Raw genomic sequence first — 16,725 nt, forward strand, 5'->3', positions numbered from 1 at the left:
GCGGTCCTGCGGGGGCTGGCGATGTTGGGGTATCGGCCTGCGCTGTGGTTTCCGGACACCTATACCTACGTGGTCACCGTGTTCAAGCCGCGCCCCGACCTCGTACGACCGGCCGGCTACTCGATGTTCCTCAAGCTGCTGGAGCCGTTCCACAGCTTCGGTGTGGTCACGGCCGTGCAGCACCTCCTGGGCCTGGCCACCGGCGCGATCATCTACTGGGTGGCGCGCCGGGCGTCCGCACCGAAGTGGGCCGCGACGCTGGCGACGGTGCCCGTGCTGCTCGACGCGTACCAGGTCGAGCTGGAGCACCTGCTGATCTCCGACACTCTGTTCATGTTCGTGGTGGTGGCGGCCGTGGCGCTGTGCATGACGCGGCGGCCGGCCACGGTCGCCGCCATCGGGCTGTCGCTGGCCGCCGCCACGCTCACCAGGACCGTCGGTCAGCCGCTCATCGTCGTGTTCGCGGCCTGGTTCGTGCTGCGCAGGAGGGTCGGACTGGCCGGGGTGCTGGTGGCGGCCGCCCTGGTGCCGGTCGTCGCGTACGGCGCCTGGTTCTACGCCACCTACCAGCGCGTCGGCATCGTGGGCGCGAACGGCGCCTTCCTGTACGCCCGCACGATGTCGTTCGCCGACTGCGCCAAGATGAACCCGCCACCAGACCTGCGCGTCCTGTGCGACCCGCGCCCGCCGGACCAGCGCCCGCCGTCGCAGGATTACATCTGGGCGAAGGACGCGCCCCTGGTGCTCCAGCCGGGGATCACCTTCACGAAGGAGAACGACGACCTGGCGGCCAGGTTCGCGACGCTGGCGATCACCACGCAGCCGCTCGACTACGCCGCCTCGGTGCTGACCGAGCTGGGCCGTACGTTCACCTGGGACCGCCCCGTCTATCCCGACCCCGAGGTCTACGGCTACTACCAGTTCCCGGTGACGCCTCCCGGACCACCTGGCCGCTATCCCGCGCAGGTCGGCGCCGAGTATGCCAAGCTCTATGAGCAGGGTGCGATCGACACGAAGATCGTCGAGCCTTACGCCGGATGGCTGCGGGCCTACCAGAGCATGGCGCGGCTGCCCGGCCCGGTGCTCCTGGGAGTCCTGCTGGTGCCGCCGGTGGCGGCGATCGCGCGCAGGCGACGAGGACGACGCGGCGCGGGCCCTCAGGCCTGGCTGGTGCCCTGGTCAGTGGCCGTTGTGCTACTGGTCACACCGGCCGCCGCGGCGGAGTTCGACTACCGGTACGTGTTGCCGGCCGTACCCCTGGCCTGCTTGGCGGCGGCCCTGAGCATCGGGAACGCCCAGCGAAGCCGGTCAGGGAGCAACCGGAGGCTGAAAGAGTTTGGCGATGATATTCCACCTAATGTCCGGCTCTGAGTATGCTGTGCCGCGGAAACATCACGCCCGGGTCACGGCCGTTTCCGGCGGTCGGGCCACCTGGCACGCCGGACGTGACCTAGTCTCGTGGCGCGGAGCGACCAAGCCTGCGCCATGGCGCGAGGTACGAGGCTAGGGGACGTATGAGTGACTACAGGAGCGTGTCCACGCAGGACCGCGGGGTCGCCCAGACCGAGCCAGGCAGCCGGATGGCCCGCAGGACCGCGGCCGCCGCGCCGCCCCCGCCCGGCGACCGTCCACCGCGCAGCCACCGCGGCGGTGGCGGCGGCGACCGCAAGATGCGGGCGCTGGCCTGGGTCAGCATCGGCGTCACGTCACTCATGGTCGCGGGCACGCTGACCGGATATGTGGTCTTCCGCGACACCTTCGGCAACATCAAGCAGAAGAGCGTCAAGGAAGACATCATCAACCCGCGCCCGCTGGACACCGGCGCGCTCAACGTGCTGCTGGTCGGCTCCGACACCCGGGCGGGCGACGGCAACGCGAGGTACGGGCAGGAGCTGGCCAGGCAGGCGGACGCGGGCGGCAAACGTACCGACACGATCATCCTCATGCACATCTCCCCCAACCGGGACAAGGCGCGCCTGATCAGCTTCCCGCGCGACTCGATGGTGCAGATCCCCAAGTGCAAGAACGAGGCCACCAAGCAGGAGATGCCCCCGCGCCGGGACATGATCAACTCGGCGTACAACTCCGGCGGGATCGCCTGCACGATCTCCACGATCGAGACGCTCACCGACATCCGCATCAACCACTTCGTCGAGATCGACTTCAGCGGGTTCAAGAACATCGTCGACGCGCTCGGCGGCATCGAGATCTGCCTGAAGTCCGGGGTCAACGACAAGGATTCCAAGCTGGTCCTGCCCCCGGGCAAAAGCCTGCTCAACGGCGAGAAGGCCCTCGGCTACGTACGCCTGCGCAAATACGGCGACGGCAGCGACATCCAGCGCATCAAGCGCCAGCAGATCTTCCTCAGCAAGGTCGTCTCCAAGGCCACCAGCGGCGAGTTGCTCACCGACCCCGGCAAGCTGAGAGACTTCATCGCGGCCGCGGCCGGCTCGGTGACCATGGACCCCGATCTGGCCAACAACACCGAGCAGCTCATCCAGATCGCCATGAGCGCCAGGGAGCTGACGGCGGGCGGCGTCCAGTTCACCACGGTGCCGTGGGGCGAGGACCCCGCGGACAAGAACCGCGTGGTCTGGCGGGAGCCCGACGCCACCGAGCTGTTCACCGCGATCAAGACAGACACCGAGGTGGCGACCCCTTCGGCCACCCCCAGCGCCGGCACGAGTGCCAAGCCCAAGGTCACCGTCAAGCCCGAGCAGGTCAGGGTCCAGGTGCTCAACGGCACCACGACCTTCGGCAAGGCCCGCGAGGTCGCCGACCAGCTCGCCAAGCAGGGCTTCAACGTGACCGGCGTGGGCAACTACACGTCCACGGACGGCGGGAGCCTGGCGAAGACCGAGGTCCACTACGCCAAGACGATCACCTCGGCGCCCGATCACGCCGACGCGCTGGCCGGGGCGGTCCTGCCCAAGCCGGCGCCCGCGGCGGGCAAGGTCGCGGCGACCAACGCGCAGCCGTACACGTCCGCGACCGCCCCCACGGGAGCCGCGCTCAAGGGCACTCCGGTGATGCAGCTCGTCGTCGGCGAGGACTTCAAGTCGGTGAAGATCACCGAGCTGCCCGACAGTGTGAAGGAGAGCACCATCACCGCCTCCGAGCAGAAGAACGTCTGCACCTGAGGCTGCGAGTTCCCTGTGTAACCGGGACTGCGCCGCGTCCGCGTGAGACAGGACCCGCGAGAGCGGGATAGTGTGTTGCGGGTCGGCGACGCAGCGCGACACCTGGCCGTAATCCGGTAGTCAAGTCATGTTGCCGTCGTGTTTCCCCGGCCCCTATCGAAGCTGAGCGACTCCCCCGTGTCTGACACCAGATCTTCCCGACCGGCCACCCCGCGAAGCCCAGGGGGCTCCAGCGAGGAAGGCGGTCCCGCCAACACGGGAGCGCGGTGGCCGTTGCCGGAGGAGAGCTTCTGGAGCGAGCAGACCGACCCTCATGGCGTACTCCCCGGCGAGCAGACCGATCCGCAGGGGCGCACACAGACCGGGCCGGCCCGACCTCAAGGGCCCGCCCCAGACACGCCGGAGGGGCCACAAGGGCTCGCGCCGGGAGCGCCGGAGGGACCGCGAAAGCTCGCGCCAGGCGGGCCGGAGGGGCCGCGCGGGTTCGCACCTGACCCGCCGGACGGGCCACCCGGGCTCGCGCCGGGAGCGCCGGAGGGACCGCGAAAGCTCGCGCCAGGCGGGCCGGAGGGGCCGCAAAAGGTCGCACCGGGCGGGCAGCAGGAGCCGCGTACGGCCACCGCCGGTCAGCCGACCGGCCAGAGCAGTCAGCAGGCCGGTTCCGACCGGGCCGGCGAGGGGTCCCAGGTTCGGCCCGAGCCCCAGCCGGAGGCCGGGCCGCCCAAGCGCAAGCGCGACCCGTTCCTCGACAACGTCAAGTTCATCCTGATCGCGCTCGTGCCGATCGGCCACTCCCTGGTGCCGACGCTGTCGGCCGACTCCTCCAGGTCCCTCTACGTCTTCATCTACACCTTCCACATGCCGCTGTTCGTGCTGATCAGCGGCTACCTGTCCAGAAATTTCTGGAACTCCAACGCCAAGACCAACAAACTGGTCGACACGTTCCTCGTCCCCTACGTGATCGTCGAGGTCGGCTACGCCGCACTCCGGTTCGCGCTGGGCCAGAAGTGGAGCCTGACGATCATCGACCCGGCGTGGCTCAACTGGTATCTGCTGGCGCTGCTGTTCTGGCGGCTGTCCACACCGGTGTGGAAGCGGATGAAATATCCGGTCCCGGTGGCCATCGCCATCTACCTGTTCGCCGGCTTCTCGGAGATCTCCGGCGACTTCAGCATGGACCGCTTCTTCGGGCTCCTGCCGTTCTTCGTGATCGGCCTGGTCATGCAGCCCGAGCATTTCGAGCAGCTCAACCGACGGTGGATCAAGATCGCCTCGGTGGTCACGATCCTCTGCGCCGCCGCCGTGGCGATCTATGTCGCCCCCAGGACCAAGCTCGCCCCCTTCTACTACAAGGGCAGCTACGAGAAACTCGACCTGTCCTGGTACATGGGCCTGGGCGTGCGCATCGGGTTGCTGGTGTGCGGGCTGGCCATGTGCCTCGCCGTGCTGGCGCTGGTGCCCAGGCGTGAGACGTGGTTCACCGACCTCGGCACCCGCACCCTCTACTGCTACCTGCTGCACGGCATCCCCGTGCTGATCGCCAAGGACCAGGGCTGGCTGGAGTTCCCGTGGCTGCACGGGCCGCTCGGCGTGCTGGCGATCAGCTTCTCCTGCTTCGCGCTGGCGATCGTCCTGTGCCTGCCGGAGACCCGTACGGTCTTCAAGTGGGTCCTGGAGCCCCGACTGGTCTGGCTCTATCGTCGCCCCTCGCGAAGTTAAGCGGCCGTTCGGCCAGGATTAACGCCTTTGACCTGGTAGGCGCGGAGCATCGACACATGCGCGCATGTGTCGCCACGACCGTCCATCATCCCGAGGACGCCCGGATCATGCACAGGCAGATCAGGGCGCTGCTCGACGCGGGCCACGAGGTGACCTACGTCGCGCCGTTCACCTACTTCAACGTGACCCCTGCCATGGGCCTCACGCCGATCGACGTGGCCCGCCACGCCACGTACGGCCGGGCGCGCGGCGCGCTCAGGCGCGGCGTGCGGGACGCGGACCTGCTCATCGTCCACGACCACCGGCTGCTGCACGCGCTGCCGCACCGGCGGCCTCCGGTCGTCTGGGACTCGCGTGACGAGGCCACGCCCAGGCAACTGGCCCGCGCGGGACGACGCCACCAGGTGATCACGCCCGCGGTGGTGCCAGAGGCGACCCAGGTGTCCGACCGCCCGCCGCCGCCCGGCGACACCAGGGTCGTGCACATCGGCCGCCTCTCCGCCGAGCGCGGCGTGTCGGAGCTGATCGGCCTAGCCGGGCGGCTGGCGTCGTACGGCATCAGGCTGGACCTGATCGGGGCCGCGACCCGCGAGGCGCGCCCGCTCCTGCGGGACGCGCAGCGGGTGGGGCTCCTCGACTGGTTCGGGTACGTGCCCAACCGCCACGCGCTGCGCATGGCCGAGGGCGCCCTGGCGGGCCTCTCGCTGGCGGATGACACCGTACGGACCCCGCCGACCAAGATCATGGACTACATGGGCCGCGGGCTGCCGGTGATCACCACGCCACAGGGCGCCTCGCTGGTGGAGGAGGCCGGCTGCGGGGTGGTGGTGCCGCTGGACGTGGACGCCGTGCTGAACGCCGTACTGGACCTGAAGGAGAATCCGGTACGGCGGGCCGAGCTGGGCGCGCTGGGCCACGCACAGGCCCGTCTGCGCCACCACTGGCCCGACCACGCCGAGGACTTCGTCCGCCGCGCCGAGTCGTGGGCGGGCCTGACCGCCCACGCCCTGGCCGTCTGAGGAGGGGTCGGCGACCACACCCGGGCGGGAATGGTCACACGTCTCCGGGGTTGATGTACTGGGAGCATGGCATCGCATCTGATCCAGGGCCGGACGGTGGGCATGCCCGTGCGGGTGAGGGACGCCGAGGTGGGCGGCGCCTGCTACCCGGTGCGTGCCGACGCCGCCAGGGCGGTGATCGCGTACTCCGGCCTCGACGTGGCGGAGATCCTGCCCGGCAAGGCCGTCTGCGCGCTGCTGTTCGTCGACTACCGCGACGGCGACCTCGACGCCTACCACGAGTTCGGCATGGGCTTCCTGGTACGCCCTCCTGGGGCGTCCGGCTGCGCGAGACCGGCTGATCTGCGGCAGGCGGGGTTCTTCGTGCACTGGCTGCCGGTGGACCAGGCGTTCACGCTGGAGGCCGGGCGGTTCTTGTGGGGGTTCCCGAAGGAGCTGGCGGACATCGAGCTGCGGCTGGGATCACCGTACAAGCGGTGCGTCCTGCGCAAGGACGGCCGGCTCGTGCTCGACATGCTGATCAAACCCGGCGTGCCCGTGCCTGGCGCCACGCTCATGGCCCCGCCGGACGCCTACACCCACCGGGACGGGGTCACGCGGCGGGTCCCCTGGTCCGTACGCGTCCGCGGCGCCAGGATGCGCGCCGGCGGCGCGCTGATCCGCCTGGGCAACCACCCCATCGCCAAGGAGCTGAGCGAGCTGGGCCTGCCCAGGCGGGCGATGTTCAGCACGACCGCCTCGCACGCCGAGCTCCTCATCGGCGCGGCACGGGAGGCCTGAGCTCACCTGATCAGAGGCGGCGGCTCAGACGATCGCGGGCGAGGGCTCAGACAGTCGGGGCGGCGGCTCAGACAGTCGGGGCGGCTCAGACGGTCGGGGCGACGGCTCAGACGATCGGGGGGCGGCCGAGCTTGACCATGCGCCAGGCGGTGCGCCAGGCCATGGGACGCCGCTCGCCCGCGGGCGTGCGCAACCCCTCGAAGAAGCCGGAGAACCACGCCTTGAGCGCGCCTCCTGAGGCCCGTTCGCGGACGATGGTGAGCACGACCCAGTTGGTCAGGTAGAGGAACGCCAGCGGCCACGGCAGGTTGCGCCGGGCCAGCCAGACCCGGTTGCGGGCGTTGAGCCGGTAGAACTCGGTGTGCCTGGTCGGCGGGACCTGCGGGTGGTACATCACCGTCTCGGCGTCGTATTCGATCCGGTAGCCCTCCCCCAGCAGCCGCCAGGCCAGGTCGGTCTCCTCGTGTGCGTAGAAGAACCGCTCAGGCAGGCCGCCCACCTGGAGGAACGCCGACCGTCTGATGGCCGAGGCGCCGCCGAGGAACGTCGTGACCGGGGAGGAGCGCTGCGGGTCGCCCGCGCGTAGGCGGGGCACGTGGCGCCGCTGGCCCGTGCCGCCGTCTGGGTCCATCACCCGGAAGGAGATCACCGCGAGGTCGGGCTCGGTGGCGAAACGGTCGCGCACGTGGGCGACGACCTTCTGGCTGGCGTACCAGCCGTCGTCGTCGAGGAACAGCACGACGTCGCCCGAGCACTCCTCCACGCCGCGATTACGGCCTGCGGGGATGCCGGTGTTCTGGTCGAGCCGGATCGATTTCACGACCGCGGCCGAGCCCTCGGGTGGCGTCGCCGACACCCCGGGCACGTCGGCGCCGTTGCCCACGATCACCACCTCGACGTCGCCGTCGACCTGGTTGAGCGCGGACTCGACCGCCCGGTTCAGCTCCGCGACCCGGTTGCCCATGGTGAGGATGACGCACGAGATCTTCAACGAATCATCGTCCTGACGCGTTGAGAGCACGGGCGGAGCATTCTTTCATGATCACCGAGTCTGCTGGTCTGCATATTGGGAAGGGTGGGATAACTAGAGCACGGGAGCTAAGCGTATCGGAACCGACAGTGAACCCCCACCGAACGGCGGACGTCCGATCTATACGACGGACGGGGGCCGCCTCCGGTTCCGACATGAGATCACGTAAGTCGTCTCGATGCCAGAATGCTTACCAAATGCAGGACAACCTGGAGGCAGGCCGCGGCGAAAGCGGCGATCAGCAGCACCTGTGAGGCCGTGAGAACGCCCATCACCGCGTCGATCACCGCGGTCGCCAGCGCGAGCAGGGACAACTCGATCGGCTGCACGATCCGGTGGAACCTCGTCGCCGCCAGCACCCGTCTGCCCAGCCCCAGCAGCCCGGAGCTGAACTGCCCCCCGGACGCCTCGGAGGCGGTGGGCAGGCCGCCCTTGGCCCGCGCCACGTCCACGAGGTCGGTCTCCGCCTTGATGAGGATCGCGCCGAGCGCGGCGGCGAAACCCAGCACGGTATACCAGTCCGGCATGACCACCGAGACGCGGAAACCCAGGCCGATCAGCAGCGCGGCCTCGGCGAAGTAGGCACCGACGCGATCGAGGTAGACGCCGGTCAGCGAGGTCTTCCCGGTCCAGCGGGCCAGCTCGCCGTCGGAGCAGTCCAGCAGCAGATAGACCTGTACGAGCACCGCCGCCAGCACCGCCGCCCAGAGCCCGGGCACGGCCAGCACGACGCCGGCCACGATCCCGGCCACCGTCATCACCCACGTGAGCTGGTTGGGCGTGACGGACGTCTTGGTCATCGCCCACGTGACGTAGATGGACATCCGGCGCATGTAGAGCACACCCGCCCAGTGCTCGCCGTTCCTGCGCTCGAGGTGGCCCGCGGGCTGGGCCACCCGGCGCAGCTCAGCGACCGAAGGCGCGGACATAGTCCCCCACTCGATCGCGGATCTCGGAGTCCTGCATGCGCAGGTGCTCCAGGATCGTGTAGCGGCCTGGCCTGGTGGCGGGCGCGAGCGCGACCACCTCGGCGAACTGCTCGCCGCTCAGCCCGATGTCGGCGGGCACGACGGGCAACTCGTGCCTGCGCAGGCAGTCCACGACCTGCTCGACCCGGGCCGCGTCCTCCCTCAGGAAGAAGCAGAAGGCGGCACCGATCCCGGCGAGCTCGCCGTGGTTGGAGGTGCCGGGGAAAAGCTGATCCACGGCATGAAGGATCTCATGGTCCCCGCCACTCGCGGGCCGTGATGACCCCGCGACCACCATCGACATGCCGGACAGGATGAGGGATTCGGCGAGCACGGTCAGGAACGCGTCGGACTCGATGGAGTCCTTGCGCCCGATCAGCGCCTCGGCGGCGGTGCGGGCCATCGAGCAGGCCAGCCCGTCGATGGGCTCGCCGCGCTCGACGTTGCCGAGCTGCCAGTCCTCGATGGCCGACAGGTTGCTGACCACGTCGCCCACGCCCGCCCTGACGAGGGTCTGGGGGGCGTTGTGCACGAAGTCCAGGTCGACCAGGATCGCCAGTGGCATCGGCACACCGAACGTGCCCTTGCCGCCTTCGTACACGAGGGAGGCGGTGGGTGAGCAGATGCCGTCGTGGGAGAGGTTGGTGGCCACCGCGACCATGGGGATGCCCGCGAGGGAGGCGGCGTACTTGGTGGCGTCGATGGTCTTGCCGCCGCCGACGCCCACCACCACTTCATAGGCGCCCTTGCGCAGGTCGGCGCCGAGTGAGACGGCCGCGTCGACCGTCCCGTCGGCCACCCTGAACACCTCGGCCTCGCCCAGCGTGGGCGCGATCAGGCTCTCGATGTGGTCGCCCTGGCCGGGCCCGACGGCCACGGCGACCCTGCCGGAGGTCGCCACGCGGCTGTCGGCCAGCAGGGCGCCCAGCTCCGCCACCGCGCCGCGCCTGACATCCATCGTCAGGGGCGCCGGCAGCATTCTGGCGAGAAGCGGCATGCGCGCCCCCTCAGTAGCGAACGGCTATGGTACGAGCCTTGGCCAGGTCATCGTGGTTGTCCACCTCGACCCAGTCGACCTCGCCGATGGGCGCGGCGTGGATCAGCTCGCCACGCTCGACCATCTCCTGGTAGCCGTCCTCGTAGTAGAGCTGCGGGTCGCGCTCGAACGTGGCCTTCAGCGCGTCGGCCAGCCGGTCGGCGGCGCCCGGCCTGATCAGCGTGGCGCCGATGTACTCGCCGTAGGCGTCGGCCGGCTCCATGAGCTTGGTGATGCGCCGCAGCGCGCCCTCGGGCGAGAGCGTGACCTTCATCTCCTCGTCGGCGAGCTTCTTCACGTCGTCGACGGCGAGCAGGATGTCGCTCGTCTCGGGGGCGGACAGCAGCGTCTTCTCGACCGAGACCGGGTGCACGGTGTCGCCGTTGACCAGCAGCGCGCCCTGGGCGAAGTAGTCGCGGGCGCACCACAGGGAGTAGGCGTTGTTCCACTCCTCGGCCTTGTCGTTGTGCACGAGGGTGAGCTTGACGCCGTGCCGCTGCTCCAGGTCGTCCTTGCGCTCGTGTACGGCCTCGGCCGCGTAACCGACGATGACCACGACCTCCCGCAGATCCACCTCGGCCAGATTGCGCAGCGAGATGTCCATGATCGTGGTTTCGCCGTCAACCGGCACGAGCGCCTTGGGCAGCGTGTCGGTGTACGGCCGCAGGCGTCGTCCGGCCCCAGCGGCCAGAACCATTCCCAGCAACGTGCACTCCTCAGTCGAGCAGGTCTGTAGGCCCAAAGGGTAGTTCCCTTTCGCACCTCTGCGGGTAATCCGCCGTTAGTCTTGCGTTCCCGCCTCGGCCGCCTGGGCCCCGGATCGGGGCGCGGCCAGCCAGCAGGTCAGGCTCTCCCACCCGAACAGCCCCCACAGGTAGAGCGCGAGCACGACGTAGCCCCCGGTCATCCAGCCCGAGAGCGCGACCAGCGAGACCGCCATCATCCGCCCGTCCCACCCGAGGCCGAGCGAGCCCAGCCACGGCGGCGGGTAGACGTGCTGGCGCAGCCGGTAGACGAGATCGTAGTGGTGGAAGGCCAGCGCGCCGAGCAGCAGGAAGATCAGCACGGGATGCACCTCGTGGGCGAACCCGCACGCCGCGACGAAGGTGTACTCGATGAGGCGCAGGATCGGCGGCACGAGCCAGTCGACCCTGCCGTCGTGCGAGTGGCTGCTGCCCGGCCCGGCCAGCAGCAGCGTCACGGCGGGCGCGAACACCGCGAGCCCGTCCGTCCCCGCCACGCCGAGCACCAGCAGCACGCCGGTGACGAACGTGCCCGCGATCACCGGCGGCAGCGGCGGGAGCTGCCCGGCCACGAGGAGGCCCATGGCGCGCGAGAGCGGCCCGTCGTCGCGGTAGGCCACGACGGTGCTGCCTGGGACGGGTGTCATATGAACCGAAATCACCGTGCTGACCTCACGATCCGTCCGGCCAACTGGTAGAGGGCCGCCACACCGCCCCAGCAGAGCAGGCTCAGGAACGTCACCCTGGCGTTCCAGCCGGCGGCGGTGACGGCGATCAGCGCCGTCCGCTCGCCGATGGGCAGCACGATCATCTTCTTGAGCCAGCGGGTGACCGTGTCACGCTCCAAGCGCCGCGCGAGCCTGAGCACGGCAGGCGCGTGCCTGGCGTCGGCGGACTCCAGCAGGGAGCGGGCCGGGCGGCCCCACGTGGCGCCGACGCGGGCGGCGTCGGTGACGGCGCCGGCGTACGAGAAGTCGAGGGCGTGCCGGACGGCCTGGAGGATCATCGCCGCCACGGCGAGAGGCCAGATGTCAGGACCGCCGAAGCCGAAGGCGAGGCCGACGTAGACCGCGTACTCCTTCAGCCGGTCGGACATGCCGTCGGCCCACGCGCCGAGCGGCGAGAACGTACGGGTGTAGCGGGCGAGCTGCCCGTCGAGGCAGTCGAGCGTGAACGACAGGTAGAGCAGCAGCGCCCCGGCCAGCCGCCCGCCCTGGGTGCCCGCGGAGAACCAGACGGCCGCCAGCAGCGCCAGCCCGATGGAGACGCCGGTGACGGTGTTGGGGGTGAGCTTGAGCCTGGCCGCCGGTCTGATCAGGTGGCGGGACCACGAGGAGACGAAGTAGGTGGCGAAGAAGCCGTCGTTGTCCTTGACGGAGGTGTCGAGCCTGACCTGGGCCTCGTCGACGTCGGCCAGCCTGGTGAGTGCGGTGTCGGCGGCGTGCTGGCCGGTCACCCGGTCGGCGTGCAGCGGCCCGATCGAGGTCGCCCGCACCGCCGCACCCGCCCTGACCAGCCCGACGAGCAGCAGGTCGACCGCCTCGACCGGGGTGACGGGGCCGAGCTTGCCCGTGTCGGCCAGCTCGGCCAGCTCCTCCGCGAGGTCGGCCAGCGAGCTCAGGTCCGCCTCCCCGGCCTGGAGCACGCCCCTGAACGTGGCGTTCGCCTCGGGAACGAGGTGGAACGAGCTGCCCGCGGCGACGATCTTGCCGCCTTCGACGCGTACGGGCGGCCGCATGGGCCCGGCGGACGAGTCGTGGGAGACCAGCGCGCCGGTGTCGTGCGCCGGGTGCTCGACCAGCAGGGCGAGCGCCTCGGTGTGGGCCACGAGGTCGGCGGGCAGCACGACCACCGCGCCCGCGGCGGTCCTCGTGATCTTGGCCACCCCCCGGAGGTCGGCTCCGAGGCCGCCGCCCGGCGTCACCACCTGGACGTCGCGCACGGGCAGCGCGGCGAGCTGCCCGCCGATCCGGTCGAGCAGCGTGCCGTCGGCGCAGGAGAGCCTGCAGGCCGGGGTCGTGGCGAGCAGCACGACCGAGGTGGTCGTGGTGTCGCGGGTCAGTGAGTCGGGCAAAGCGCAGGTCTCCTCCCGGTCGGACGGGAGTGCGTGGACTTGGGGGTGCGTAGCCACAGCGTAGCGACAGGTCAACGCGATATCACGGAAGAGGACGTTACGCTCGCGGTATGGATTCACGGCTGCGTGCGGTTGGGGTGCTTCTGGCGGGCGGCGTGGGGCGGCGAGTCGGGCTGGACACGCCGAAACAGCTCATCGAGGTCGCCGGGCGGACGATCATCGAGCACTCCCTGGCGGTGTTCCAGGGCGCGCCGGAGATCGACGAGATCGTGGTGCTGATCACCCCCGGATACTCCGGCGAGGTGCGCGACATCGTGACCAGGGGCGGTTACGACAAGGTCAGCCAGATCGTGGACGGGGGCGCGAGCCGTACCGAGAGCACCTGGCGGGCGCTGCGGGCGCTGGGCACGGAGGAGTGCGACGTGCTGCTGCACGACGCCGTACGCCCGCTCCTGGAGCCCCGGATCATCACGGAGTGTGTCAGGGCGCTCGAGCGGCACTCGGCGGTCAACGTGGCGATTCCGAGCTCGGACACGGTCCTGGTGGCGGCCCCCGCGCCGGACGGCGAGATCATCGGCGAGGTGCTGGACCGGTCGCGGCTGCGGCGCAGCCAGACGCCGCAGTGCTTCCGGCTGTCGGTGATCAGGGAGGCCTACGAACGGGCGCTGGCCGACCCCGGCTTCGCCGGCCTCCCCGCGACCGACGACTGCGGCGTGGTGCTGCGTTACCTGCCTGAGGTGCCCATCCACCTGGTGCCGGGCAGCGAGCACAACATCAAGGTCACCCACCCCGCCGACCTGCACATCGCCGAGCGGCTCTTCGAGCTCGCCGCCGAGGTGCCCCAGTGCGACAGGAAGGCGCTCGACGGGCGGAGCGTCGTCGTACTCGGCGACCACGGCGCCGAGACAGCCGCCCAGGCCGCCGCGTACGGCGCCAGGGTGCGCACCTTCACCAGGGCCGACGGCGTCCGGGTCGACGACCACGACTCGGTGGCGAAGGCGCTGGAGGGCGTGGGCCGCGTCGACCACGTGGTGAACGCGGCGGGCGCGAGCCACATCGGCCGGCTCGCCGAAGCCACCGGCGAGACCGTCACGGAGGTGGTCGGGACCGGCCACCTGGGCGCGCTCAACGTGGCCCGCGCCGCCCGCCCCCACCTGCGCGGCAGCCTGCTGCTGCAGCTCCCGCACGGCGCCGGCGCGCTGCACGCCTCGGCCAGGGCCGCGGTCGTGGCGCTGACCCGGGCGCTGGCCCGCGAATGGGCGGCCGACGGCATCAGGGTCAACTGCATCGATACCGGAGCGTCTCCGCTCGCTGTCGCTCAGACCTCGCTGGACATTCTCATCTCCGACCTATCAGGGCAAGTCATAGACGTTGGCGTGGACCGTACTTGACCTGGCGGTTGTTACCGTGCGATCACATGAGGAAACTCATCGTGATCGCGGTGCTACTCGGCTGTTACCCCGCACTCCTGGTGTCGGCGCTCTGGCCGGCGCCGGCGCTGTTCGGGTTGATCGCCGCGACCTCCTACGCCGCCGAGTACGCGGCCGCGGGCGTCGTCAGACAACTGCCCGAGGTGCTCTCCAAGGTTCACCTCGGGCTGACACTGCGGTTCGCGGCAAGGGAGATGGCGGCGCTGCTGCTGGTGGCGCGGACGGCGGGGGTGGACTCGCCGTGGTTCGCGGCGCTGGCCGCAGGGTTGTTCGGCATCCACGCGGTGCGCGCCGTGCACACCGGGCTGGCCCTGCGGCTCAGGCAGACGCTCAGCATGATGCCGGTCACCACCCGCAACCTCGACGTCTCCGCGCTGCGCATCCCGAAGCTGCCGCCGCCCTTCCTGCGCGACTCCCACAGCGTGCGTTTCCTCTGCCTGGACGTGCTGCCGGTGCTCGGCGCGGCCGCCGGCGCCGTGGTGGCCGCCGTGGGCGCGGGCCTGGCCCTCCTGATCGGCGCCACGGGCGCGCTCGCCCTCCTCCCGTACGTCCGCCGGGTCGTCCCGCTCACCGACAAGGCCAGGGTCATCGAGGTCGTGGGCGAGCAGGTCAAGGCCTACCGTCCCGAGGTCATCCTGTACTTCTCCGGGGCCACCGCGGCCGCGTACCAGGCCAGGATGTGGCTGCCCACGCTCGAACGCATCAGCCGGCGCGCCATCGTGGTGCTGCGCGAGCGCGGCATGGCCGCGCACCTGGAGCCCACGACGCTGCCGATGGTGTGCTTCCCCTCGTCGGCCGACCTGATGAGCTTCCGCGCCCTGTCCAGCGCCAAGCTCTGCCTGTACGTCTCCAACGTCGGCAGGAACGTCCACATGCTGCGCATCCCGACCCTGCGCAGCGCGTTCCTCAACCACGGCGACAGCGACAAGGAGGCGTCGTTCAATCCGTTCTCCCGGGTGTACGACGAGGTGTGGGTGGCCGGTCCCGCAGGCCGTGACCGCTACCGCCGCGCGCGGGTGGGCGTCAGGGACGAGAACATCCACGAGGTCGGCCGGCCGCAGCTCGAAGGCATCTCGACGGAGGGGCCCGGGCTGCCGTACCCCACCGTGCTGTACGCCCCCACGTGGGAGGGCTGGAACGACGACCTGATGCACACGTCGCTGATCACCATGGGCCCGCGCATCGTACGGGCGCTGCTCGACCACGACCCCCCGCTGCGCGTGATCTACAAGCCGCACCCGCTCACCGGCCACCGCGACAAGAGCGCCCTGCGCGCGCACCGGCGGATCGTGGCCATGATCGAGGCGCTGGAGCTGGCCAAGTCGAAGGCCAGGCACCCGTCGCGCGCGGCAGGTGAGACGCCGCGGATCGAGCACCTGATCGTCACCGGTCCCCGCCCCACCCTGTACGAGTGCTTCAACCAGTGCGACCTGCTGATCAGCGACATCTCCAGCGTCGTTGCCGACTTCCTGGCCAGCGAGAAGCCGTACGCGGTGACGAACGTCGCCGGCATGCCGGAACGGGCCTTCCACGAGCGATACCCGAGCGCCGAGGCGGGCGTGGCGCTCGGGCCCGACCTGGCCGGGCTCGCGAACTTCCTCGACGGGGAGGACACGCTGGCCCGGGCCAGGGTCAAGCTCAGGAGCTACTTGTTCGGGCCGGAGTATCCGGACGCGCTGACCCGCTTCGACGCGGCGGTGGAGCGGGTGTTCACGCGCTCGTGACGCCGGTTTGCCTGACCAGCTTCTTCGGGCTCGTGAGGAAGCCCCAGCCCCAGGCACAGTGCATGGTGGCGTACACGATCGGCAGCCGCAGCCGCGCCGCGAACGGCAACCCGCCGCCGGTCAGCGCCGAGCCGGCCACGATGGCCAGCGCGTAGCCGCCTGGGACGATCAGCCCGAGCGGGAGGAACGGCGAGACGACCAGGCCGAGCAGCATGGCCAGCACCGCTGCGGGCGGCGCCAGGTATCGCAGGTTGATCGTGCCCTCATGGGTGCGCGAGACCACCCGCCGCCAGCGTCCGTAGTGGAAGTACTGCTTGGCCAGCGCCTTCACGTCAGGCCGCGGCCGGTAGGTGACCCGCATGCGCGGCTGGAACCAGACCACGCCGCCGCTCTGGCGGATGCGGTGGTTCATCTCCCAGTCCTGGGCGCGCTGGAAGTGCTCGTCGTAGCCGCCCACCCGGTCGAGCGCCGAGCGGCGGAAGACCCCGAGGTAGACGGTGTCGGCCGGGCCCGCCTGGCCGCCCACGTGGAACGCGGCGGCACCCACACCGATCTTGGACGTCATGGCGCAGGCGACGGCCTGCTCGAACGGCGTGACGCCCTCGGCCGCCATGATGCCGCCCACGTTGTCCGCGCCGGTCTCCGCCAGCGTCTCGACGGCGACCCGCAGGTAGTCGGGGGGAAGCATGGCGTGCCCGTCGACCCGGGCGATGATGCCGCCGCGCGCCGCGGCGATGGCGGCGTTGAGCGCGTTGGGGGTGCGGCCCGTCGGGTTGGGCACCACGGTCACCCGGCGGTCGGCCGCCGCGATGGCGTCGGCGACCTCCTGGGTGCGGTCTTTGGACGGACCCACGGCGAGCACGACTTCGATCTCGCCTGGGTAGCTCTGGGCGAGGACCTGGTCGACGGCCTCGCGGAGGTGCCGCTCCTCGTTGAGGACCGGCATGACGACGGAGATGGGAGGCCGGCCGCGCGTCTCCGTGGGCGCGTGCGGCGAGTCGGGAACCTGCTTCATGGCGGGGCTCACGCTACTGTACGACCAGGGGAGGAGGGCAATCGAAC

At 70.5% G+C, this 16,725-nt stretch carries 14 protein-coding genes; 7 read left to right on the top strand and 7 right to left on the bottom strand.

Annotated features, from left to right (window positions below):
* From ITP53_RS13010 to ITP53_RS13030, 5 genes are all read left to right on the top strand, one after another.
* A partial coding sequence (locus ITP53_RS13010) for a hypothetical protein (RefSeq protein ID WP_236050771.1) occupies positions 1 to 1,371 on the top strand: 1,371 nt, incomplete at its 5' end.
* 143 nt (positions 1,372 to 1,514) lie between these two features.
* Positions 1,515 to 3,140: an LCP family protein gene (locus ITP53_RS13015; protein WP_195895624.1), complete on the top strand. Its 1,626-nt coding sequence runs from the start codon at positions 1,515 to 1,517 to the stop codon at positions 3,138 to 3,140.
* Between the two features lie 273 nt (positions 3,141 to 3,413).
* Positions 3,414 to 4,859 (top strand): acyltransferase family protein, encoded by a 1,446-nt coding sequence (locus ITP53_RS13020; RefSeq protein ID WP_195895625.1) that lies wholly within the window; start codon positions 3,414 to 3,416, stop codon positions 4,857 to 4,859.
* A gap of 56 nt (positions 4,860 to 4,915) precedes the next feature.
* Entirely contained in the window at positions 4,916 to 5,878 is a 963-nt protein-coding gene (locus ITP53_RS13025) for a glycosyltransferase (RefSeq protein WP_195895626.1), read from the top strand.
* Positions 5,879 to 5,944: 66 nt separating this feature from the next.
* Positions 5,945 to 6,658, top strand: coding sequence for an acetoacetate decarboxylase family protein (locus ITP53_RS13030; protein WP_195895627.1), 714 nt, complete (start codon positions 5,945 to 5,947; stop codon positions 6,656 to 6,658).
* A 106-nt stretch (positions 6,659 to 6,764) separates the two neighbouring features.
* Here the strand turns inward: ITP53_RS13030 and ITP53_RS13035 are convergent, their stop codons facing one another.
* The 6 genes from ITP53_RS13035 to ITP53_RS59195 form a co-directional block, all read right to left on the bottom strand.
* On the bottom strand, positions 6,765 to 7,649 hold the full coding sequence (locus ITP53_RS13035) for a glycosyltransferase family 2 protein (protein ID WP_195895628.1): 885 nt from the start codon (positions 7,647 to 7,649) through the stop codon (positions 6,765 to 6,767).
* 200 nt (positions 7,650 to 7,849) lie between these two features.
* The gene (locus tag ITP53_RS13040; RefSeq protein ID WP_195895629.1) at positions 7,850 to 8,617 is read right to left on the bottom strand and encodes a CDP-alcohol phosphatidyltransferase family protein; all 768 of its coding nucleotides are present in this window, start codon (positions 8,615 to 8,617) and stop codon (positions 7,850 to 7,852) included.
* Entirely contained in the window at positions 8,595 to 9,635 is a 1,041-nt protein-coding gene (locus ITP53_RS13045) for an iron-containing alcohol dehydrogenase family protein (RefSeq protein ID WP_195895673.1), read from the bottom strand. Before ITP53_RS13045 ends, ITP53_RS13040 begins: the two co-directional genes overlap by 23 nt.
* Before the next feature lie 28 nt (positions 9,636 to 9,663).
* Positions 9,664 to 10,398, bottom strand: a complete 735-nt coding sequence (locus tag ITP53_RS13050) for a phosphocholine cytidylyltransferase family protein (RefSeq protein ID WP_195895630.1) — start codon at positions 10,396 to 10,398, stop codon at positions 9,664 to 9,666.
* A gap of 75 nt (positions 10,399 to 10,473) precedes the next feature.
* Positions 10,474 to 11,082, bottom strand: a complete 609-nt coding sequence (locus ITP53_RS59190; protein WP_207755916.1) for a DUF5941 domain-containing protein — start codon at positions 11,080 to 11,082, stop codon at positions 10,474 to 10,476.
* An 11-nt stretch (positions 11,083 to 11,093) separates the two neighbouring features.
* The gene (locus ITP53_RS59195) at positions 11,094 to 12,509 is read right to left on the bottom strand and encodes a CDP-alcohol phosphatidyltransferase family protein (protein WP_195895632.1); all 1,416 of its coding nucleotides are present in this window, start codon (positions 12,507 to 12,509) and stop codon (positions 11,094 to 11,096) included.
* Positions 12,510 to 12,619: 110 nt separating this feature from the next.
* Here ITP53_RS59195 and ITP53_RS13065 point away from each other — a divergent pair, with 110 nt between their 5' ends.
* The gene (locus ITP53_RS13065) at positions 12,620 to 13,900 is read left to right on the top strand and encodes a bifunctional cytidylyltransferase/SDR family oxidoreductase (RefSeq protein ID WP_195895633.1); all 1,281 of its coding nucleotides are present in this window, start codon (positions 12,620 to 12,622) and stop codon (positions 13,898 to 13,900) included.
* A gap of 26 nt (positions 13,901 to 13,926) precedes the next feature.
* A complete protein-coding gene (locus ITP53_RS13070; RefSeq protein ID WP_207755917.1) occupies positions 13,927 to 15,663 on the top strand; it encodes a CDP-glycerol glycerophosphotransferase family protein in 1,737 nt (578 codons plus the stop codon).
* Here the strand turns inward: ITP53_RS13070 and ITP53_RS13075 are convergent.
* A complete protein-coding gene (locus tag ITP53_RS13075) occupies positions 15,650 to 16,678 on the bottom strand; it encodes a glycosyltransferase family 2 protein (RefSeq protein WP_195895634.1) in 1,029 nt (342 codons plus the stop codon). The two genes, ITP53_RS13070 and ITP53_RS13075, sit on opposite strands and share 14 nt — an antisense overlap.
* Between the last annotated feature and the right edge of the window lie 47 nt (positions 16,679 to 16,725).

Origin of the sequence: Nonomuraea cypriaca (assembly GCF_015645445.1) — a bacterium.
GTDB lineage: Bacteria > Actinomycetota > Actinomycetes > Streptosporangiales > Streptosporangiaceae > Nonomuraea > Nonomuraea cypriaca.